At 70.8% G+C, this 18895-nt stretch carries 19 protein-coding genes and 1 tRNA gene; 10 read left to right on the forward strand and 10 right to left on the reverse strand.

Annotated elements, in window-relative coordinates; all coding sequences use genetic code 11:
* The first annotated feature begins 5 nt into the window (after nt 1-5).
* Entirely contained in the window at nt 6-1376 is a 1371-nt protein-coding gene (locus tag GEV27_RS01390; RefSeq protein ID WP_153933276.1) for a dihydrolipoamide acetyltransferase family protein, read from the forward strand.
* A 121-nt stretch (nt 1377-1497) separates the two neighbouring features.
* Complete coding sequence (locus tag GEV27_RS01395; protein ID WP_243838811.1) at nt 1498-2793, forward strand: nitrate/nitrite transporter; 1296 nt, start codon at nt 1498-1500, stop codon at nt 2791-2793.
* Nucleotide 2794: 1 nt separating this feature from the next.
* Here the strand turns inward: GEV27_RS01395 and GEV27_RS01400 are convergent, their stop codons facing one another.
* The gene (locus GEV27_RS01400; protein WP_153933277.1) at nt 2795-3292 is read right to left on the reverse strand and encodes a MarR family winged helix-turn-helix transcriptional regulator; all 498 of its coding nucleotides are present in this window, start codon (nt 3290-3292) and stop codon (nt 2795-2797) included.
* 86 nt (nt 3293-3378) lie between these two features.
* Here GEV27_RS01400 and GEV27_RS01405 point away from each other — a divergent pair, with 86 nt between their 5' ends.
* Nucleotides 3379-4170 carry an SDR family NAD(P)-dependent oxidoreductase gene (locus GEV27_RS01405; RefSeq protein WP_153933278.1) on the forward strand — a complete coding sequence of 264 codons (792 nt, stop codon included), beginning with the start codon at nt 3379-3381 and terminating at the stop codon, nt 4168-4170.
* A gap of 21 nt (nt 4171-4191) precedes the next feature.
* Here GEV27_RS01405 and GEV27_RS01410 read toward each other — a convergent pair whose 3' ends face one another.
* Together GEV27_RS01410 and GEV27_RS17625 are read right to left on the reverse strand one after the other, a co-directional pair.
* A complete protein-coding gene (locus GEV27_RS01410; protein WP_153654734.1) occupies nt 4192-5124 on the reverse strand; it encodes an oxidoreductase in 933 nt (310 codons plus the stop codon).
* Between the two features lie 10 nt (nt 5125-5134).
* Nucleotides 5135-5677 carry a hypothetical protein gene (locus tag GEV27_RS17625; protein ID WP_228765133.1) on the reverse strand — a complete coding sequence of 181 codons (543 nt, stop codon included), beginning with the start codon at nt 5675-5677 and terminating at the stop codon, nt 5135-5137.
* Nucleotides 5678-5934: 257 nt separating this feature from the next.
* Between GEV27_RS17625 and GEV27_RS01415 the strand changes: the two genes are divergently transcribed.
* Nucleotides 5935-6402 (forward strand): DUF4385 domain-containing protein, encoded by a 468-nt coding sequence (locus GEV27_RS01415; RefSeq protein WP_309221966.1) that lies wholly within the window; start codon nt 5935-5937, stop codon nt 6400-6402.
* A gap of 66 nt (nt 6403-6468) precedes the next feature.
* Here GEV27_RS01415 and GEV27_RS01420 read toward each other — a convergent pair whose 3' ends face one another.
* The 3 genes from GEV27_RS01420 to GEV27_RS17965 all read right to left on the reverse strand — a co-directional run bounded on the left by GEV27_RS01420 (nt 6469) and on the right by GEV27_RS17965 (nt 9259).
* Nucleotides 6469-8331 carry an acyl-CoA dehydrogenase gene (locus GEV27_RS01420; RefSeq protein WP_153933280.1) on the reverse strand — a complete coding sequence of 621 codons (1863 nt, stop codon included), beginning with the start codon at nt 8329-8331 and terminating at the stop codon, nt 6469-6471.
* A gap of 122 nt (nt 8332-8453) precedes the next feature.
* Nucleotides 8454-9041 carry an HAD family hydrolase gene (locus tag GEV27_RS01425; protein ID WP_153654731.1) on the reverse strand — a complete coding sequence of 196 codons (588 nt, stop codon included), beginning with the start codon at nt 9039-9041 and terminating at the stop codon, nt 8454-8456.
* Nucleotides 9042-9127: 86 nt separating this feature from the next.
* Nucleotides 9128-9259, reverse strand: a complete 132-nt coding sequence (locus tag GEV27_RS17965; protein WP_255489016.1) for a hypothetical protein — start codon at nt 9257-9259, stop codon at nt 9128-9130.
* 116 nt (nt 9260-9375) lie between these two features.
* Here GEV27_RS17965 and GEV27_RS01430 point away from each other — a divergent pair, with 116 nt between their 5' ends.
* From GEV27_RS01430 to GEV27_RS01440, 3 genes are all read left to right on the forward strand, one after another.
* On the forward strand, nt 9376-10293 hold the full coding sequence (locus GEV27_RS01430; RefSeq protein ID WP_153654730.1) for a LysR family transcriptional regulator: 918 nt from the start codon (nt 9376-9378) through the stop codon (nt 10291-10293).
* Nucleotides 10294-10319: 26 nt separating this feature from the next.
* Nucleotides 10320-10943 carry a YigZ family protein gene (locus GEV27_RS01435; RefSeq protein WP_153933281.1) on the forward strand — a complete coding sequence of 208 codons (624 nt, stop codon included), beginning with the start codon at nt 10320-10322 and terminating at the stop codon, nt 10941-10943.
* A gap of 76 nt (nt 10944-11019) precedes the next feature.
* A complete protein-coding gene (locus GEV27_RS01440) occupies nt 11020-11967 on the forward strand; it encodes an NAD(P)-dependent oxidoreductase (RefSeq protein ID WP_153933282.1) in 948 nt (315 codons plus the stop codon).
* On the opposite strand, the gene GEV27_RS01445 is transcribed toward GEV27_RS01440, so the two are convergent.
* Nucleotides 11964-12920: a GGDEF domain-containing protein gene (locus GEV27_RS01445; protein ID WP_194944102.1), complete on the reverse strand. Its 957-nt coding sequence runs from the start codon at nt 12918-12920 to the stop codon at nt 11964-11966. The two genes, GEV27_RS01440 and GEV27_RS01445, sit on opposite strands and share 4 nt — an antisense overlap.
* 108 nt (nt 12921-13028) lie before the next feature.
* Nucleotides 13029-13631, reverse strand: coding sequence for a TetR/AcrR family transcriptional regulator (locus GEV27_RS01450; protein WP_153933283.1), 603 nt, complete (start codon nt 13629-13631; stop codon nt 13029-13031).
* A 116-nt stretch (nt 13632-13747) separates the two neighbouring features.
* Between GEV27_RS01450 and GEV27_RS01455 the strand changes: the two genes are divergently transcribed.
* Nucleotides 13748-15886 (forward strand): ABC transporter permease, encoded by a 2139-nt coding sequence (locus GEV27_RS01455; RefSeq protein WP_153933284.1) that lies wholly within the window; start codon nt 13748-13750, stop codon nt 15884-15886.
* A 256-nt stretch (nt 15887-16142) separates the two neighbouring features.
* Here GEV27_RS01455 and GEV27_RS01460 read toward each other — a convergent pair.
* A tRNA-Gly gene (locus GEV27_RS01460) sits at nt 16143-16213 on the reverse strand.
* Between the two features lie 105 nt (nt 16214-16318).
* Here GEV27_RS01460 and GEV27_RS01465 point away from each other — a divergent pair.
* Both GEV27_RS01465 and GEV27_RS01470 read left to right on the forward strand, forming a co-directional pair.
* On the forward strand, nt 16319-17119 hold the full coding sequence (locus GEV27_RS01465; protein ID WP_153933285.1) for an S-methyl-5'-thioadenosine phosphorylase: 801 nt from the start codon (nt 16319-16321) through the stop codon (nt 17117-17119).
* The gene (locus GEV27_RS01470) at nt 17116-18153 is read left to right on the forward strand and encodes an NAD-dependent epimerase/dehydratase family protein (protein WP_309221967.1); all 1038 of its coding nucleotides are present in this window, start codon (nt 17116-17118) and stop codon (nt 18151-18153) included. Before GEV27_RS01465 ends, GEV27_RS01470 begins: the two co-directional genes overlap by 4 nt.
* Before the next feature lie 23 nt (nt 18154-18176).
* On the opposite strand, the gene GEV27_RS01475 is transcribed toward GEV27_RS01470, so the two are convergent.
* On the reverse strand, nt 18177-18893 hold the full coding sequence (locus GEV27_RS01475; RefSeq protein WP_153654722.1) for a response regulator transcription factor: 717 nt from the start codon (nt 18891-18893) through the stop codon (nt 18177-18179).
* Between the last annotated feature and the right edge of the window lie 2 nt (nt 18894-18895).

The raw sequence follows: 18895 nt of genomic DNA on the forward strand, positions 1-18895 counted from the left end.
CACCCATGAACGAGTTCAAGCTGCCGGACGTCGGCGAGGGGCTGACCGAGGCCGAGATCGTGCGGTGGTGCGTCGCGGTGGGCGACACGATCGACATCAACGACATCGTGGTCGAGATCGAGACCGCCAAGTCGATCGTCGAGCTGCCCAGCCCGTACGCCGGGGAGGTCCACGCCCTCATGGTGGCCGAGGGCGACACCGTCCACGTCGGCACGCCGATCATCTCGATCGGTGGGCCCGGGGCCGGGACCCCGGAGCCCGAGCCCGACGAGTCCGTCCCCGAGGTGGATCCGGTCGGTGGTCCTGACCCGTCGCCGCAGGCACCCGAGCGCCAGGCGATGCTCGTCGGCTACGGCCCGCGCACGGACGTCCCGGTCCGTCGTCGCCGGGTGCCCGCCGCTGCGGCACCTGCCCGGGTGTCGTCGGTCGACACCGAGAAGGTCACCCAGAAGGCGCCCCCTCCGCCTGTGGCGCCGGCGCTGCAGGCGCAGAAGGCGCCGCGTCCCCTGGCCAAGCCGCCGGTCCGCAAGCTCGCGAAGGACCTCGGCATCGACCTGGCCGAGATCCGCACGGCCAACGGGGTCATCACCCGCGCGGACGTGCACGCGCACGCCGACTCCGCCCCGGCCCCTGGTCTCGCGCAGGTGGTCGACGCTCCACGGCAGACGACGTCCGAGGGCGACGAGCGGATCCCGATCAAGGGTGTCCGCAAGTGGACCGCCGAGGCGATGGTGCGCTCGGCGTTCACGGCCCCGCACGTGACCGAGTGGGTCACGCTCGACGTCTCGCGCACGGTCGAGCTCGTCGCGACGCTGCGTGCGAGCAGATCTTTCGAGGGCCTCAAGGTCTCACCGACGCTCATCGCGGCCAAGGCGATCTGCCTCGCCCTGCGCACGACCCCGCAGCTCAACGCCCGGTGGGACGAGGACGCCCAGGAGATCGTGATCAAGAAGTCGGTCAACCTCGGCATCGCCGCCGCGACCGACCGCGGACTGGTGGTCCCCAACATCGTCGGCGCCGACTCGATGTCGCTCGTCGAGCTCGCGAAGGCGCTGGGTGAGCTGACTGCCACCGCACGGGCCGGGCGCACCCAGCCCGCCCAGATGGCCGGTGGCACGTTCTCGCTGACCAACATCGGCGTCTTCGGCGTCGACGCGGGCACCCCGATCCTCAACCCGGGGGAGTCCGGCATCCTGGCGCTCGGAGCGATCGAGCGGCGGCCGTGGGTCGACGAGAACGACCAGATCGTGCCGCGCTGGGTCACGACCCTCGCGCTGAGCTTCGACCACCGCGTGGTCGACGGCGAGCAGGGCTCGCGCTTCCTGGCCGACGTCGCGGGAATCCTCCGCGACCCGGCCATGGCGCTCACCCACTAGCCCGCCCCACCCCGCCCCGCCCAACCCCGCCCAGATTTGCGGGGTCCTGCACCGAATCCGCCCGCGGAAGCGTGCAGGACTCCGCGAATGCGGCCTGGTCGGCGAGGACTAAACTCGACCGGTGAGCCAAGCGACCGAGACGCGCCACCGCGGGGCGTACGCCATCTGGGTCGTGGCCCTCCTCGTCTACGTGCTCGCGGTGTTCCACCGCTCGTCCCTCGCGGTCGCCGGTCTTGCCGCGACCGACCGGTTCGGCATCGTGGCGTCGCAGCTCGCGACGTTCACGATGCTGCAGCTGCTGGTCTATGCGGCGATGCAGATCCCGGTCGGCCTGCTGGTCGATCGGTTCGGTCCGCGCCGGGTGCTGCTGACCGGCGCGATCACCCTGACCGTCGCGCAGGCCGGCTTCGCGTTCGCCGACACCTACGCCCTCGCGCTCGTCGCCCGCGTGTTCGTCGGCATCGGGGACGCGATGACGTTCATCTGTGTCCTGCGCCTGGTCAACACCTGGTTCGCCCCGCGGCGCATCCCCCTGATCACCCAGCTGACCGGCATGATCGGGCAGCTCGGGGCGATCATCGCCGCGGTGCCCATGACTGCGGCGCTCAGCCACCTCGGCTGGACGAAGGCGTACCTGCTGGCGGCCTCGATCGGCATCGTGTTGTCGATCGCCCTCGCGATCGTGGTCCGCGACCGGCCGGACGCCCGCTCCACCCAGGGTCCGGCACTGTCGTTCGTGCAGATCCGCAGCAGCCTCGGCGCGTCGTGGGCGCAGCCCGGCACCCGCCTCGGCTTCTGGATCCACTTCTCGACCCAGTTCAGCGCGACGACGTTGGGCCTGCTGTGGGGCTATCCGTTCTTCGTGCGCGGCGAGCACACGTCCAAGGGCTTCGCAGGTCTCCTGCTGACGCTGATGGTGGTCGCCATGATGGCCGCGGGCCCGCTCCTCGGCTGGGCCATCGGGCGTCACCCGTGGCACCGCTCGACCTTCGTCCTGTCGATCATCGGCTCGATCGTCGCGGTGTGGACGATCGTGCTCTGCTGGCCGGGCACCGCGCCCGCCTGGCTGCTGGTCGTCCTGGTCCTCGTGACCGGGGTCGGTGGCCCCGCCTCGATGATCGGCTTCGACGTCGGGCGCACGTCCAACCCGATCGAGCGCATGTCCAGCGCCACGGGGATCATCAACCAGGGCGGCTTCATCGCGAGCCTCGTGCTGGTGATCGCGATCGGCCTGATCCTCGACTGGCGCACGCCGGGCGGCGGGACGTCCTACACGCCCGAGGCCTTCCGCTGGGCGATGTCGTTCCAGTACGTCCTGTGGGCGGTCGGCATCACGCAGATCTGGCGCTACCGCGTGCGCACCCGGGCCAAGGTCATGGCCGAGGACCCCGGCGCGTACGGCCGCACGCCGCTGTAGGTCAGGACGTGGACGACGGCGGGCGCCACCCGCCGTCGTCGCGGATCGTGCCGGTGATGCGTCGGCTGATCTCCCGCAGCTGCTCCACCTGCGCCCGGGTCAGCGGGTCGAGCACCAGCCGGCGGACCGTGGCGACGTGGCCCGGGGCCGCGTCGTCGACCGTGCGGCGTCCCCGGTCGGTGAGGATCGCCAGCGTGTAGCGACCGTCGGCGGGATCGGGGGTGCGCCGCAGCCAGCCCCTCGTCTCCAGCCGTGACGCGGCACGCGAGAGGCGGGACAGCGAGCTGTTGGCGTAGCCGGCCAGGACGCTCATGCGCAGCGTCTGCTCGGGTGACTGGGCCAGCGCGTACAGCAGCCCGTACTCGAAGTGCGTCAGGCCGGCATCGCGCTGCAGCTGGGCGTCCAGCGCCGCCGGCAGCCACTCGAGGACGGTGGCCAGTGCGGACCACGCCTCGAGGTCCTCGCCGCTGAGGTCGGCCGGGCTCTCGGGGTGTGACATGACCCCACCGTACGACAGTTGACTTGATCAGGAAAGTCATCTCTCGTACCGTTCACTTGACTGATCAAGTGAAAAGGATGACGAGCATGGATCTGCAGCTGACCGGGAGGACCGCCTTCGTGAGCGGCTCGACCCAGGGCATCGGGTACGCGATCGCGGAGGCCCTCCTCGCCGAGGGTGCATCGGTCGTGGTCAACGGACGCGACGACGAACGGGTCCGATCGGCGGTGGCCCGTCTGCGGGCGGCGTTCCCGGCCGCGGCCGTCTCCGGGATCGCCGCCGACTTCGCCGACGCCGAGCAGGTCGGAGGCCTGCTCGAGGCGCTGGGCGACGTCGACGTCCTGGTCAACAACGTGGGCCTGTTCGACCTCGCGCCCTTCGCGGACGTCCCGGACCAGGAGTGGCACCGGTACTTCGAGATCAACGTCATGAGCGGCGTCCGGTTGTCGCGGCACGTGCTCGGCGGCATGCTCGACCGGGGCTGGGGCCGGATCATCTTCGTCGGCAGCGAGTCGGGCGTGAACGTCCCGGCCGACATGGTCCACTACGGCGTCACCAAGGCGGGCACGATCGCGCTCGCCAACGGCCTGGCCAAGCTCACCCGGGGCACCGAGGTCACGGTCAACACGATCCTCGGCGGGCCGACGTACTCCGACGGCGTCGCCCGGGCGGTCGAGCAGCTCGCGCAGCAGCAAGGTGTGCCGGTCGAGGTGCTGAAGGACGCCATCGCGAGTGGCAACCAGACATCGCTGCTGCAGCGGTTCATCGACCCGGCCGAGATCGCCCACCTCGCGACGTACCTGGCCAGCCCGCTCGCGTCGGCGACCAACGGAGCCGCGCTGCGGGCCGACGGCGGGGTGCTGACGGCCATGCTGTGACGGCCGAGGCCGCGACCGGGCTCAGACCTTGAGCTCGACGCCGGTTGCGGCCTCGGAGGCCGCCCACAGGTCGTCCGCCAGGCTCTCGTCGCGCGCGGCCCGCGACATCCCCACCAGCTTGGGCCGGCCGCGCATGCCACCGAGGCTGCCGGGTCCGACGTACTCACCACCGGTCAGGCTCGGATCGGTCGCGGCCATCAACAGGGGCCAGGCCCCGTGCGACGCGGGCTGGCCGATGATCTTGCTGACCTGGTGGATGCCGACGCCCGGCAGCGACACCCCGCGGACCGACGGCCCGGTCTTGGTGAGGTTGGTCGCGGCGTAGCCGGGGTGCGCCGCGACGCTCACGACCCCGCTGCCCGCCGCCTTCGCCCGGCGGTCGAGCTCGACCGCGAACAGCAGGTTGGCCAGCTTGGACTCGGCATAGGACTGCCAGCGGCGGTAGCGGCGTGGGCTGCCGGCGGGCGTCAGCGACGTCAGGTCGATGCCGCCGACCGACGTGTGGGCCATCGAGGAGACCGTCACGACCCGGGCGTCGCTCGCGTCGAGGACCGGCCACAGGCCGGCGGTCCAGGCGAAGTGGCCGAGGTGGTTCGTGCCGATCTGCAGCTCGAAGCCGTCCTTGGTCTCGCTCCTGGGCGGGATCATGATGCCGGCGTTGTTGACCAGGACGTCGATGCGGTCGTACGTGCCCGCGACCTCGGCAGCGGCCCGCTTCGCGTCCGCGAGATCGGCCAGGTCCAGCGCGACGACGTCGATGCGGACCCGGGGCACGTCGCGGCGAATGCGGTCGACGACCGCGCTCGCCTTGGTCTCATCGCGTGCGGTGACCACGAGCTCGGCGCCCTTGCGGGCGAGGCCGAGTGCGGTGTGGAGGCCGAGGCCCCCGGTCACTCCCGTGATGACGGCGCGCCGCCCGGACAGGTCAGGGATGTCGTCGGCGCTCCAGGTCACGCCGCACAGGCTACTGCCGGGAGGACGTCGTCGCAGTGTCGAGCAGCCGGCGGTCGCGACGCGCGGCCCGGCGCGACCAGAAGACGTACGCACCGAGGAGGGCGCCCGCCGAGACACCGAGGATCGCGATCCCCTTGCCGTTGTTGACGGTGCCGGCGTACGTCGTGACGCCGGCGAACGCATATCCCGCGGTGTCGGGGCGGTCGCTCTCGGGCCGGCACACGATGCGCAGGCCGTCGCGGCCGTCCTCGAGCATCGCGATGAGGTACCAGGTCTCGCCTGCGGCCCGGTTGGTCACACCGACGTCCTTGTCGGGGATCTCGACCCGTTCCTTCGCCCGGTCGCGGCCGTGGCACGCGATCGCACCGCGGTCGGGATCGTTGCTGAAGACTGCGAGCGTGCTGCCCTTCGCGTCGGCCAGCTCGCTCACCGGGGTCAGCTTCGCCTCGCGCACGCTGTCGAAGGCGCTGGCGGCCACTGCCGTTGCCGCCATCGTGCTCCCGATCGCGAGGAGGAAGGCCGCGAGATACCAGAGCGGGTTGGTCAGTCTCACGCGCCAACTTTCCCACACGTGCGGGTGCGGGCCGCGCGTCGCGGGGTGGGTGTCGCCTAGAGCGGGGTGATCGGCTCGTCGGAGCCGGTCCCCTCGGGCACCGGATCGTTGACGCCGGGCTTGGCCTCGGTGTCGGGCTCGGGCTGCGGCTCCTGCAGTGGCTCGGTCATGAGCTGTCCTCTCGTCGACCAACCTCGTACCCCGATCGGGCACGTCGACGCGGGGTGAGGACGATCGCGGGGGGTACGCACGGCTCCGTGAGCCAGGAGATCGACCACCGCGCCCACCCCGAGGCGTACCGCGTGGGACGCGGGGAACAGGGCGTGTTCGGCGTGCAGCCCTACGCGTCCGAGCTGCTGCCGCTGTGGCGCTTCGCGACGCCCGACGTGGCGACGACCAGCAGTGAGGCGATCCTTCAGGCGTTCCGCGACTACCTCGAGGCGGGTGACTTCGTGGGCGCGGACATGGCGCGCAAGTACCTGCAGATGGGCTACACCCGGTCCCGACGCTATGCCCGCCACCGCGGCGGCAGGAAGTACGACGGGCCCGTCCCGGCCGACCAGAAGGGTCGCAGCGGCGCCCACGGTCGGCGTGAGCTGCCGCCGGACGAGGAGGACCCGGTCAAGGCCGAGTCGGCGCAGATCTTCAAGCGGGCCTGGGACGCCGCGGCCGCCGACGAGAGATATCAGCGTCTCAGGGCCGAGCACCGCAAGACGTACGGATGAGACGGTCGAGGCCCCGCACACCTGACGGCGTGCGGGGCCTCGACGGGTCCGATCAGACGGTTCCGATCAGAACACTGCTTCGTCCAGCTCCATGATCGAGCTGTCGATGTTCTCGGCGATCGCGCGCTCGCCGGCCAGTAGCGGCAGGACGTTGCGGGCGAAGAACGAGGCGGCCGCGACCTTGCCCTCGTAGAAGGACTTGTCGGACGCCGACACCTCGCCGTCGAGCTTGGTCAGCGCCACGTCGGCGCCGCGGAGCAGCAGCCACGCGACGACGAGGTCGCCCAGCACGTACACCAGGCGGGTCGTGTTGAGCCCGACCTTGTAGATGTTGGCGATGTCGCCCTTCTCGTCGGCCGGGTTGGCCGACATCAGGTCGGTGAACACCGCGCCGATGATGGCCTGCGCGTCCTCGAGGCCCTTCGCGAGCAGCTCGCGCTCGACCTTGAGGCGACCGTTGCCGGCCTCGCTCTTGATGAAGGCCTCGATCTCGGCGGACAGGTGGCCGAGTGCCTGGCCCTTGTTGCGCACGATCTTGCGGAAGAACAGGTCCTGGCCCTGGATCGCCGTGGTGCCCTCGTAGAGGGTGTCGATCTTGGCGTCACGGACGTACTGCTCGATCGGGTAGTCCTGCAGGAAGCCCGATCCGCCGTACGTCTGCAGCGACTCGGTGCCGAGCAGGGTCCACGAGCGCTCCGAGCCATAGCCCTTGACGAGGGGCAGCAGCAGATCGTTGATGGCCTCGGGCAGCGAGGCGTCCTCACCGTCCGCGGTCTTCTGCATGACCTCGTCCTGGAACGTCGCGGCGTAGATCATCAGCGAGCGCAGGCCCTCGGCGAACGACTTCTGCATCAGCAGCGAGCGACGGACGTCGGGGTGGTGGGTGATCGTGACGCGCGGCGCGGTCTTGTCGGACGCACGCGTGAGGTCGGCGCCCTGCACGCGCTCCTTGGCGTAGTCGAGCGCGTTGAGGTAGCCGGTCGACAGGGTCGCGATGGCCTTGGCGCCGACGAACATGCGCGCGTTCTCGATCACGCGGAACATCTGGTTGATGCCGTCGTGCACCTCGCCGAGGAGCCAGCCCTGCGCGGGTGCGCCGTCGCCGAAGGTGACCTCGCACGTCGTGGACACCTTGATGCCCATCTTCTTCTCGACATTCGTGACGTACGCGCCGTTGCGCTCGCCGGTCAGCTCACCGGTCTCGTGGTCGAAGTGGAACTTGGGGACCAGGAACAGGCTCAGGCCCTTGGTGCCGGGTCCGCCGACTCCCTCGACGCCCTGGGGGCGGGCGAGGACGAGGTGCATGATGTTCTCGGCCAGGTCGTGCTCGGCCGAGGTGATGAAGCGCTTGACGCCCTCGATGTTCCAGGAGCCGTCCTCGTTGGGGAACGCCTTGGTGCGGCCGGCGCCGACGTCGGAGCCCGCGTCGGGCTCGGTCAGCACCATCGTGGCGCCCCAGCGGCGGTCGACGATGTGCTGGGCGATCTTCTTGTCGCGCTCGATGCCGTTCTCGAAGACGATGCGCGCGAACGCGGGGCCGCAGGCGTACATCCAGATCGCCGGGTTGGCACCGAGCACGAACTCCGAGCTCGACCAGATCAGGGAGGCCGGGCCGCGCTGGCCGCCGAGCTCCTCGGGGATCTGGATGCGCCACCACTCGGCGTCCATCCAGGCCTGGTACGACTTGGCGAACGCCGGGTTCATCGTGACCGTCTTGGCCTCCGGGTCGTAGACCGGGGGGTTGCGGTCGGCATCGTCGAAGGACGCGGCCAGGGCGGTCGAGGCGAGCCGCTCGACCTCGCCGAGGATGCTCGACGCCGTGTCCTGGTCGATCTCCTCGAAGACGCCGGTGCCGTAGACGCTGCCGCGGTCGAAGAGCTCGAAGAGGTTGAACTCGACGTCGCGGAGGTTGCTCTTGTAATGGCTCATGCCAGCATTCCTTCAGGGGGTACGCGCTGCAGGCCGCAGCTTGCTACTGGGAAGTAACTTAAGTATCCGCCCGGTAGGGCACGAAAGACAAGTCAATCGCCGAAACGCCGCTGTCGACCCCGTCACACGAGGTGCTGGGCCAGATCCTCCAGGGACGGCAGGACGAGGCCCGCTCCCGCGGCCCGCAGCTCGTCCGCGGTGCACGGTCCGGTGGTCACGCCGATGCCTGCGGCCCCGGCGAGTCCCGCGGCGTCCATGTCGTGCACGTGGTCACCCACGTATGTCGTGGCGCCCTCGGCCCGCAACACGTCAGCCTTGCCCTCGCGCCAGGCCTGGCCGAAGACCTCGTCGACCTCCAGGCCGAGACGTTCGAGGTGCAGCCGGGCGTTGGGGCCGTGCTTGGCGGTGATGACGATCGTGCGGCCCAGGCGTCCGGCAGCGGCGAGCGCCTCGTGCGCCCCGGGGAGCGGCTCGACCAGGTCGAGCGCGATCTGCGGGTAGAGGTCGCGGTAGCGGTCCGCCCAGCGGGCGACCTCCGCCTCCGGGATCCAGTTGGTGAGCTCCCACTCCAGCGGCGGCCCCAGGCGGGAGATGACCAGATCGGTGTCGATCGCGAACCCGGACTCGGTCACGATCTCGTCGTAGACCGCCTTGATGCCCGGCCTGGAGTCGATCAGCGTCATGTCGAGGTCGAAGCCGGTCGTCGTCATGGCCCCGACGGTAGCCCGGTGAACGGCCCAGGACGCGACAAGGCCCTCACGACCTGCGTCGGGAGGGCCTGGTGGTGGTGCAGGTGTCAGCGGATGCTGAACATGTGCGGGTAGGTGCGCTCCGGCACGTGGCCGTAACCATCGTTCGAGACGAGACGAAGGGTCTTGGCGATTCCGACGACGGAGACGGCACCGACGAGGATTCCGATGACGATCATGGTGGCCTCCCTGAGGCGTTGAAGGGTCGAACCGGGCTGGTTCGTGTCTCCAGTCTGACTCGCGTGATCGTCAAGGACAAGCGAACATAACTACGGGTAACGTGTAGTCTTTCTACATGGATGTCCATCGTCTCTCTCTGCTGAGGGAACTCGCCGAACGTGGCACCGTTGGGGCCGTCGCGGACGCGATGAAGGTCACACCGTCGGCGGTCTCCCAGCAGCTGAAGGTGCTGGAAAGGGAGGCCGGATACACGCTGGTCGAGCCGGCCGGACGTGGGGTCGCCCTGACGGCCGCGGGTCGCGCCCTGGCGCAGACCGCGACCGAGATCGCCGTCGCGATCGAGCGCGCCGAAGGGCGTTGGCGCGAGTACATGGAGCGGCCTGCCGGCCTCGTCCGGGTCGCGACGTTCCCGACCGGCGGGGAGATGCTCCTGCCCGGCGTGCTGACGCGGATGGCCGACGTCCCCGAGGTCGAGCTGGTCTGCTCCGACGAGGACGGTGTCACGGTCGACTTCGCCGACCTGACCCCCGACTACGACGTCGTGATCGCCGACTCACCGACGACCGCGGCCACGTGGCACGAGCGAGGGCTCCAGGTCGTGCCGCTCATGAGCGAGCCGCTCGACGTCGCCCTCCCGGAGGGGCATCCCCTTGCGCGCAAGGTGAGTCTGTCCCCCAAGGACGTCGGCAGCGAGACCTGGATCGGTGTGCCCCACGACTACCCGTTCGACCGGGTGCTCAGCCAGGTCGTGGCCGCCACCGGCGAGCCGGTCCGCATCGCCCAGCGCATCTCCGACAACAGCATCGTGGAGGCGCTCGTGGCTGCCGGCCACGGGATCGCGATCCTTCCGAGGTTCACGACCCGCGAGCACGGGAACGGCCTGGTCACCCGCCCGCTGGTGGGCATCCGGGCCAAGCGGGAGATCGCGGCCCTCCTGCGACCGGACCGCTACGAGCGACCGTCCGTCCGCCTCGTGGTCCAGGCGCTTCGCGACGAGGCCCGCGCGGTGGCCGACCAGCACCAGGCGGTCTGACGGCGCCGTCGCCGTAGGGTGGCGCCATGAGCGCGTACACCACGATCGCGCGCGATGCCGTGGCCCGGATCGAGGTGAAGCACTCGGTCTTCCTGTGCACGGTGAAGCGGGTGGAGACCGAGGACGAGGCCCGCGCGCTGGTCGCTCGGCTGCGCAAGGACCACTGGGACGCCCGCCACCACTGCTCGGCGGTCGTGATCGGACCTGAGGGCCGGCTGCAGCGGTCCTCGGACGACGGTGAGCCCTCCGGAACGGCCGGCGCTCCCATGCTCGACGTGATCGTCGGCGCCGGCCTCAGCGACGTCGCCGCCGTGGTGACCCGCTGGTTCGGCGGCACCCTCCTCGGGGCCGGTGGCCTCGTCCGGGCCTACTCGGACGCGGTCCGCGCCGGGCTCGACGAGGCGGGAACGCTGCGGCGCGAGCTCGTCCGCGAGCTCGAGACAGAGGTCGACGCTGCCGATGCCGGCCGCATCGAGAACGAGCTGCGGACCCGAGGGATCGCGGTGCTGGACGTGTCGTGGAGCGATCGGGTCCGGCTCCGGCTGGGGGCCGCGCCGGACGACGTCCCCCGGCTCGACTCGGTGCTGGCCGAGCTCACCGGTGGCGCCGCAGAGGCCCGGCCGGTAGGGGAGCGCTGGGTCGACCGCTGACCGTGGGTGCCCGAGCGGCGCGTGCGGACGCCCCGCCCGGGTCGAAAGCCGTGCCTCGTCGTGCCATGGTGGCTGCATGAGCGAGCCGAGCCCCACCACGTCCCCTGTCATCGTCGTCACCGGTGCGAACGGCCTCGTCGGATCACGGGTCTGTGCCCGTCTTGTCGAGAGCGGCGCCACCGTCCGCGCCGTCGTGCGCCGTCCCGGGGCCGAGATACCCGCCGGGGTCGAGGAGTGGGTGGGCGAGTTCGGCGATCCCGCATTCGCCGCGTCGGTGGTCGAGGGCGCCACGGGTGTCGTGACGACGGTCCACCCGATGGGCTCGGACCGCGACACCCAGCACCGTGTCGCTGTCGAGGGCACGCCCGTCCTCGCCCGGGCCGCACGCGACGCGGGTGTCGAGCGCCTCGTGCACGTCTCCACCGCGGCGGTCTACGACCGCTCGCCCTCGGCGGGCGACGTCGACGAGTCGTCGGCCCTTGTCGGCGAGGACGCCGACGACTATGCGGCGACCAAGCGCGACACCGACGCCGCCCTCGCGGACGTGGACGGACTCACCCGGGTCCTGGTGCGCCCGCCGGCGATCCTGGGGGCCGGCGAGACCTCGGTCTGGAACGCCTTGCGGCCCGCCGCGATCCGCGACGAGGAGAGCGCCCGGCACGCCGTGCCCGAGCAGACCTTTTCCTGGGTCCATGTCGACGACCTGGCCGGGCTCGTGGCCGACCTGGCCACGGGCCGCATCGCGACGTCGGACGATCCGGAGCACGGCCCGGTCGAGGGCGGATGCACCGCGGTGAACGCGGCCGCGGGCCCCGCGACCGTCCGCGACTACTACGAGACCGTGACCCGAGCCGTGGGCGTCGAGCCGCTCTGGGACGACGCCCCCGCCTGGACCGGCCAGATCCTCAACGATCGGGCTCGTGGCTGGGGCTGGGTCCCCGCAGTGGGTCCGGCGACGGCGTTGGCCGAGATCGACGCGGGCCTGCGCGGGGCGCAGGGAGACGATCCCGCCGCCGGACGCTAGTCCTGCGGAGCCTTCGACAGGCCCTTCTTCTGGGCGTACAGGCGCTGATCGGCGCGCCGCAGCAACGAGTCCTCGGTGTCGGTGCGCCGGGCGGTGGCGAGCCCGAACGTCCAGGCGGCCTCCGACTCGGTCTGCAGCCGGCGCATGATCGTGGTGGCAGCGGGTGTGGACGTGTCGGGAAGAAGGATGACGAACTCGTCGCCGCCGATGCGCGCGATCGTGTCCTGCGGCCGCAGCGATCCGCGCAGGTCCTCCACCAGGCGGACGAGCGTCTGGTCGCCCGCGTGGTGCCCGAGACGGTCGTTGATCGCCTTGAAGCCGTCGAGATCGATCACGGCGAGCGTCAGCGTACGAGCCGTCCGCTGGTTCCGGGGGAGCTTGCGGGCGAGCTGGTCGGAGAGGCCCGTGCGGTTGAAGGCGCCCGTGAGGGGGTCGGACTGGGCTTGGCGCTCGAGCTTCGCGCGCAGGTACAGGGCGGCCTCGAGGCAGAAGAGTGAGGCCAGCGCCAGGTTCGACCAGGTCGCGAAGACCTCGTGGTGGTCCGAGACGAGCAGGGCCGTCCCGGACATCACGAAGAGACCGCCCACGGACGCCCGGGCGAGCCGCGGTCGGAAGAACCATCCGAGGTAACAGCTGACCATGGGATACAGCACCAGGTTGTTGACGGTCATGATCGTGTCGCCGCCGAGCGAGACCTGCAACGACGTGACGCCGCCGAAGAGCCAGCACCCGTACAGGGCGATCGCCGGGGGGAAGCGCTCGCCGAGGATGAACGGCGCCACCGCGACGCCGAGCGCAACCGAGATGACCAGCCAGGTCCACTGCGTGGACAGGTTCACCGAGCCGGTGATCACGTCGGCGATGGCGGTGGCAGCGATCACGAGAGCGCCCAGGGACGTCACGAGGCTGAAGGCGGTCGCCCTGGCTCCTGTGATCGTCCGTGCCACGTGCATGTCTGTCTCCGCTCGACTCAGACACTTTGTCACGCTCGTCGCCGTCATGCGTGACCAACGCCGAAGAATGTCAGGTCGAGGCGTGATCGCCGAGTCGAGCCGTTGGGATCAGGTCGCAGACGTGACGGGCGCCTGGAGCATGCCCGCGATCGCGTCGCACAGGAAGTCTCCCGCCTGCGACCACTGCGGCGCGTCGCTGTCACGAGCCTCGATGTCGGCGCAGGCCGTGGTGAGGATGTGGGTCATCAGTCGCATGCGCGCGTTGACGATGGTGGGGTCCAGGTGCGTCAGCCTCTGGCTGACCGACGCGATGACCCGCGCCGCGACCGGGGCCCGGTCGCGCTTGGCCATCAGCAGGGTGATCGCCGCGGGGTAGGCGTAGGCCTGCTGCAGGAAGCGGGCGCGGTAGCTCGGGGTCGGCAGCGCCGCGAAGGACGAGGTCACGGGCAGGACGAGCGCGCGGACGTCCCCCAGCAGCGAGGCGGACTGCTCGAACAGTGCCTTGCGCGCGGGCTCGAGACCGGTCAGGTGGCGGTCGAGCAGCGCGTCGAGCAGTCCCTCGCGTCCGCCGAAGTAGTAGCGGACTGCCGAGTGGTTGCTGTTGCCGGCGGCCTCCGCGACCTTGCGGTCCGACACCGCGGCGATGCCGTGCTCGGCGAAGAGCCGCTCGGCGGCTTCGAGCAGGTCGCCACTGGCGTCGGCGCGGGGCATGGATCTCCTTGAGCTGGTCGGGAGCGTCACAGCCATCATCGCCGATGGTTTTACGCCACATGCCTTAATATATCGAAGCGGTCCGCACGGATCGCTCCGAACGCTAGGGAGTGCCTGTGGAACCGTCCGCCGAGTCCGTCGCCCAGAAGTATCCGCCGCCTCCGCCGGAGACCCCTGCGGAGCGCAAGGGGCGCATGGTGGCGCTGTTCGTCATGCCGTTCCTGATCGTGACGATGATGTACGCGGTCTACATGAGCACGATGCACGATCCGCAGCCGAGCGACATGCCCGTCGCGGTTGTCGGCACCGGTGCGCAGGCAGAGGGCTTCGCCGACCGGCTGCGCAGCGCCGCGCCGGACGCGCTCGACGTACGGGTCGTCGACGACGTCTCCGCGGTCGAGGAGCTCATCGCGCAGGAGGAGATCACCGGCGCGATCGAGCCTCCCGCGAGCGGTGACGTCGCGAAGATCTACCAGGCCTCGGCCGGCGGCGCGTCCCAGGCGTCCGTCGTGTCCGGACTGCTGGGCCCGCTGGCGATCGCAGAGGGCTGGGAGACCGAGAAGGTCGAGCTGGCGCCCCTCCGGGAGGGTGATGGCACGGGCACGATGGTGCTGTTCGCCGCGATGGGCATGATGCTGGCCGGCTACGTCCCCCTCAGCAGCATGCTGTCCGGCACGCCGAACCTGCTGCGTGCCCGCACGTTCCTGCCGATCGCGCTCGGCTGGGGCGCGCTGACCGGCTCGCTCATCTGGCTGATCCTCGGCCCCCTCGTCGGTGCCGTCGACGGCCACTACCCACTCTTCCTCGGGGTCGGCACGCTCGCGGTCATGGCCGTCGGGGTCTCGCAGCTGCTGTTCACGAAGGTCATGGGCCCGTTCGCCGTGCTGCTCGGCATGCTGCTGTGGGTCGTCTTCGGTGTCCCGTCGTCGGGGCTGGCCATGGCGATCGACACGATGCCGGGGTTCTTCGGCTGGCTGCACGGCGTCCTGCCGCTGCCGGCCGCTGGCGAGGCCATCCGCTCGGTGATCTACTTCGGTGGCGAGGGCGTCTGGGGGCACGTGCGCACCCTGGCCCTGTGGCTCGTCATCCCGCTCGTCCTGGTGGTCCTGAAGGACCGCCGCTCGGACGAGCCGATCGTGGCCGGTCCGGCGTACACCGCACCGGACGCCCCTCTGCCGGCGCTGCCCGGCGGGCCGGTCGCCTCCTACCGGCGCCGCCTGTTCGGTGTCGCGGCGTTCCCGCTCGGCATCATGGTCACGGTCGTGACGCTGATGTCGCTGTCGATGCACAAGCCCGACCTCAAGGACCTGCCGGTCGCGGTCGTCGGCGCGCAGGCGTCCGCCTTCGTGGACGGCGTCGAGCCCAAGCTCGGTGACTACGTCGACCTTCAGGTCGTGGACTCGGCCGACGAGGCCGAGCAGCTCATCAAGAAGCAGGAGATCGCTGCGGCGTACGTGCTGCCGACCGCGGAGGAGCGGGCGCCAGTGCTGCTGACGGCCGGCGGTGCCGGTGCGAGCCAGAAGGTCACGGCCGTCCAGATGTTCGGCCCGATCGCCGCCGAGAGCGGTGCCTCGTTGGAGATCAAGGACGTCGCCGCGCTGACGGGCAACGACACCGGCGGCAGCAACAGCCTGTACGTCGGCATGTCGTGGATCATGGCCGGATTCCTGTTCTTCGCCGTCATGCGCGGCGGTGCCCCGGACCTGACCCGTACGCGTCAGCTGCTCCCGCTCGTCGCCGGCTGGTCGGTCGGCATCTCGGTCTGGTTGTGGTTCCTCTTCGACGTGCTCATCGGCGCGGTCAACGGCCACGCGCTGGCGCTGATCGGCTGCGGTGCGTTCACGGTCTTCGCGGTCGCGTGGGCGAGTGCCGTCCTGATCCGGCTGTGGGGGCTCGGCGCGCTGGTGCCGGTCATGATCGTGGTGATGCTGGCGGGTGTCCCGGCCTCCGGCGGCGGACTGTCGGTCTACATGGTGCCGGAGGTCTTCCGCTGGCTCAGCGAGGTGCTGCCGCTGCCTGCGGCGGTCGACATCGCCCGTTCGCTGGTCTACTTCGACGGCACCGGCATCGGCGGCAACCTGCTGGTGATCGCCCTCTGGGGACTGGCGGGCCTCGCGCTGAACGTGCTCGTGGTCGATCGCTGGCTGAACCGGGACGGCGCCAAGCCGCACGCCCCGCTCGGTCCCAAGCACATGCCCGAGAAGCGCCAGAAGAAGACGCCGCACGACGACGAGCTGGTCCAGCAGCCCGCCTGAGCCCCTTCGGGGGGACAGACGATGAGGGTTTGTGGTTGCCAGCGCGACCGCGAACCCTCATCGTCCGAGGTTGGGGTGACGGTGGATGAGGGTTAGTGGTCGCTGTGGGTACCGCAAACCCTCATCTTCGCGTCCCGGCTCCGCCGCAGCTGAGAGCCGATGACGGGATCCCTTGGTGGCGGCTTCGCCGCGGGGAGGGGCCCACTCGATTCGCGGATCGGCTCCCGCGAGGGGGCGCTTCGCGCCGGGGGCTGAGAGCCGATGACGGGAATCGAACCCGCATATCTTGCTTGGGAAGCAAGCGCTCTACCACTGAGCTACATCGGCGCGACGCCTCGCGGCGTCGGGTCCACCATATCCACGAGGTGACGCAGCCATGAAGCGCCTCGCCCCGAACTGCTGATCCGGCCTCGTCCTGCCATGCTCGGAACCATGACCGAGATGCCTCGCCCCGACGTCGCCGTGATCGGCGGCTCCGGCTTCTACACGTTCCTGGACAACCCGCGCGAGGTGGAGATCGAGACGCCGTACGGCAAGCCGTCCGCCCCCATCTCGATCGGCACGGTCGAGGGGCGCTCGGTGGCGTTCCTGCCCCGGCACGGCTCCCACCACGAGTTCCCGGCCCACACCGTGCCGTACCGCGCGAACATGTGGGCACTGCGCAGCATCGGCGTCCGGCAGGTGCTGGCTCCGTGCGCCGTCGGCGGGCTGCAGGTCGAGTACGGGCCGGGGACGTTCCTCGTGCCCGATCAGCTGGTCGACCGCACGTCCGGACGCGTCCAGACGTTCTTCGACTCCGGCGCGTGCCACGTGTCGTTCTCCGATCCGTACTGCCCGCGGCTGCGCGAGCACCTGGTCGCCGGCCTGTCCGAGCAGGAGCCGGTCGACGGCGGGGTGATGGTCGTCGTCGAGGGGCCCCGGTTCTCCACCCGCGCGGAGTCCAAGTGGTACGGCGACCAGGGCTGGGCCGTGATCAACATGACCGGTCATCCCGAGGCGGTCCTCGCTCGTGAGCTGGCCCTCTGCTACGCCCCGGTGGCACTGGTGACCGATTACGACGCGGGGGTGGACCAGGCGTCCTCGGTGAGCATGGACGCGGTCTTCGAGGTCTTCGCGGAGCACACCGGCACGTTGAAGAAGGTGCTCGGCGGGGTCGTCGCCGGCCTCGGCGAGCGTGACTGCGGATGCTCGCACGCGGTGGACGGGATGGACCTGCCGGTGACGTTGCCGTGAGGATCCTGCTGACGGGGGCCGCTGGGTTCATCGGCACGCACATCGGTGAGGTCGCCCGCGAGCGCGGCCACGAGGTGGTCCCGCTCGACATGTTCCTGGAGAAGGCGCACGGACCGGGAGCCCGCCCGGACGGCTACGCGCAGCTCGACCTCCGAAGCGACGTGCTCGACGAGGTCCTCGACGGGATCGACGTCGTGTGCCACCAGGCCGCGATGGTCGGCAACGGCGTGGACGCGCAGGACCTGCCCGACTACGCCGAGCACAACGACGCCGGCACCGCCCGGCTGCTCGCCGCGATGGCGCGCGCGGGCGTGGGCGACCTCGTGCTCGCCTCCTCGATGGTCGTCTACGGCGATGGCCGCTACACGTGCCCGGTCGACGGGGACGTCCCGCCGGCCGTCCGCCAGGACGACGACCTCGCCGCGGGGCGGTACGACCCGCGGTGCCCGGTCTGCGGCGGCGAGATCGCCTGGAGCCAGATCGACGAGGACACCCCGTTCCTGCCGCGCACGAGCTATGCGGCGTCCAAGGTCGCGCAGGAGCACTACGCCTCCGCGTGGTGCACGCTCGAGGGGACGCGCGCGATCGCGCTGCGCTACCACAACGTGTACGGCCCGGGCATGCCTGCGGACACCCCCTACGCGGGGGTCGCCGCGATCTTCCGGTCCGCGATCGCACGGGGGGAGGCGCCGCGGGTGTTCGAGGACGGGCAGCAGGTCCGCGACTTCGTCCACGTCCGCGACGTCGCCCGGGCCAACGTCCTCGCGATCGAGCAGGTGGCCGGCCACCCGGTCGGTCTGACCCCCTACAACGTCGCCTCCGGGCGCACGTTCACGATCGGGCAAATGGCCGAGACCCTGTCGGCCGCAGCGGGCGGCGCGCCCCCGGTCCTGACCGGCGACTACCGCCGTTTCGACGTCCGTCACGTGGTCGCCTCGCCGGACGCTGCACGCCGCGGACTGGGCTTCGAGGCCGCGATCGTGCCGCAGGACGGCCTGGCCGCGTTGGCGACCGATCCGCTGAGGACGCGCTAGGCGAGCAGCCGGGCCCTGGGTGCCTAGGCGCCGTCGGGCGTGGGGTCCCAGCGATAGCCGACACCTTCGACCGAGACGAGCCGCAGCGGCTCGGCCGGGACCTCCTCGACGTTGTTGCGCACCCGCTCGACGTGGACCGCGACCGTCGAGTCGTCGGCGTACTCCCAGCCCCACACCTGCCGCAGCAGGTCGTCCCGGCGGAACGCCCGGCCGGGGTGACGGACGAAGAAGTGGAGCAGGTCGAACTCCCGTGGTGTGAGGGGGAGCTCGATGCCGTCGCGCATCGCGGTGCGGGTGACCGGGTTGAGCGCGAGATCTCCGTCCGTGAGCAGGCCCGCGACCGGACGAGGGCCCGACGAGACCAGGCTGCGACGCAGGACCGAGCCGATGCGCCGGGCCAGCTCCGCGGCGCCGATGGGCGTCGCCACGTAGTCGTCCGCGCCGCTCGTGAGGCGGGAGAACCGCTCGTCGCCGACATCGGGCGTGAGCAGCATGATCGGCACCCGCGAGGCGTCGTCGACCCGCAGGTGCTCGCAGATCTGCACGCCGTCGATGCCCGCCAGCGCGGACTCCAGCACCACGAGATCGGGCTCGAGCTCGCGCGCGGCAGCGAGCCCTTCCGGTCCGGCGACCGCGACGCTCACGTCGTAGTCCTCGATCTCGAGGTGGCGGCGAAGGTCGTCCCGCAGGTCCGCGGCGTGCAGCACCACGAGCACGTGGGGGCGATCGCCGAGGGCCATGG

The organism is Aeromicrobium sp. S22, assembly GCF_009661045.1.
Classification (GTDB): domain Bacteria; phylum Actinomycetota; class Actinomycetes; order Propionibacteriales; family Nocardioidaceae; genus Aeromicrobium; species Aeromicrobium yanjiei.

What these genes read in the sequence shown, in the direction of transcription:
- GEV27_RS01390 (WP_153933276.1), top strand. Translation starts at nt 6, where the DNA reads ATGAACGAGTTCAAGCTGCCGGACGTCGGCGAGGGGCTGACCGAGGCC.
- GEV27_RS01400 (WP_153933277.1), bottom strand. Translation starts at nt 3,292, where the DNA reads ATGTCACACCCCGAGAGCCCGGCCGACCTCAGCGGCGAGGACCTCGAG.
- GEV27_RS01405 (WP_153933278.1), top strand. Translation starts at nt 3,379, where the DNA reads ATGGATCTGCAGCTGACCGGGAGGACCGCCTTCGTGAGCGGCTCGACC.
- GEV27_RS01420 (WP_153933280.1), bottom strand. Translation starts at nt 8,331, where the DNA reads ATGAGCCATTACAAGAGCAACCTCCGCGACGTCGAGTTCAACCTCTTC.
- GEV27_RS01425 (WP_153654731.1), bottom strand. Translation starts at nt 9,041, where the DNA reads ATGACGACGACCGGCTTCGACCTCGACATGACGCTGATCGACTCCAGG.
- GEV27_RS17965 (WP_255489016.1), bottom strand. Translation starts at nt 9,259, where the DNA reads ATGATCGTCATCGGAATCCTCGTCGGTGCCGTCTCCGTCGTCGGAATC.
- GEV27_RS01430 (WP_153654730.1), top strand. Translation starts at nt 9,376, where the DNA reads ATGGATGTCCATCGTCTCTCTCTGCTGAGGGAACTCGCCGAACGTGGC.
- GEV27_RS01435 (WP_153933281.1), top strand. Translation starts at nt 10,320, where the DNA reads ATGAGCGCGTACACCACGATCGCGCGCGATGCCGTGGCCCGGATCGAG.
- GEV27_RS01440 (WP_153933282.1), top strand. Translation starts at nt 11,020, where the DNA reads ATGAGCGAGCCGAGCCCCACCACGTCCCCTGTCATCGTCGTCACCGGT.
- GEV27_RS01445 (WP_194944102.1), bottom strand. Translation starts at nt 12,920, where the DNA reads ATGCACGTGGCACGGACGATCACAGGAGCCAGGGCGACCGCCTTCAGC.
- GEV27_RS01450 (WP_153933283.1), bottom strand. Translation starts at nt 13,631, where the DNA reads ATGCCCCGCGCCGACGCCAGTGGCGACCTGCTCGAAGCCGCCGAGCGG.
- GEV27_RS01465 (WP_153933285.1), top strand. Translation starts at nt 16,319, where the DNA reads ATGACCGAGATGCCTCGCCCCGACGTCGCCGTGATCGGCGGCTCCGGC.
- GEV27_RS01475 (WP_153654722.1), bottom strand. Translation starts at nt 18,893, where the DNA reads ATGGCCCTCGGCGATCGCCCCCACGTGCTCGTGGTGCTGCACGCCGCG.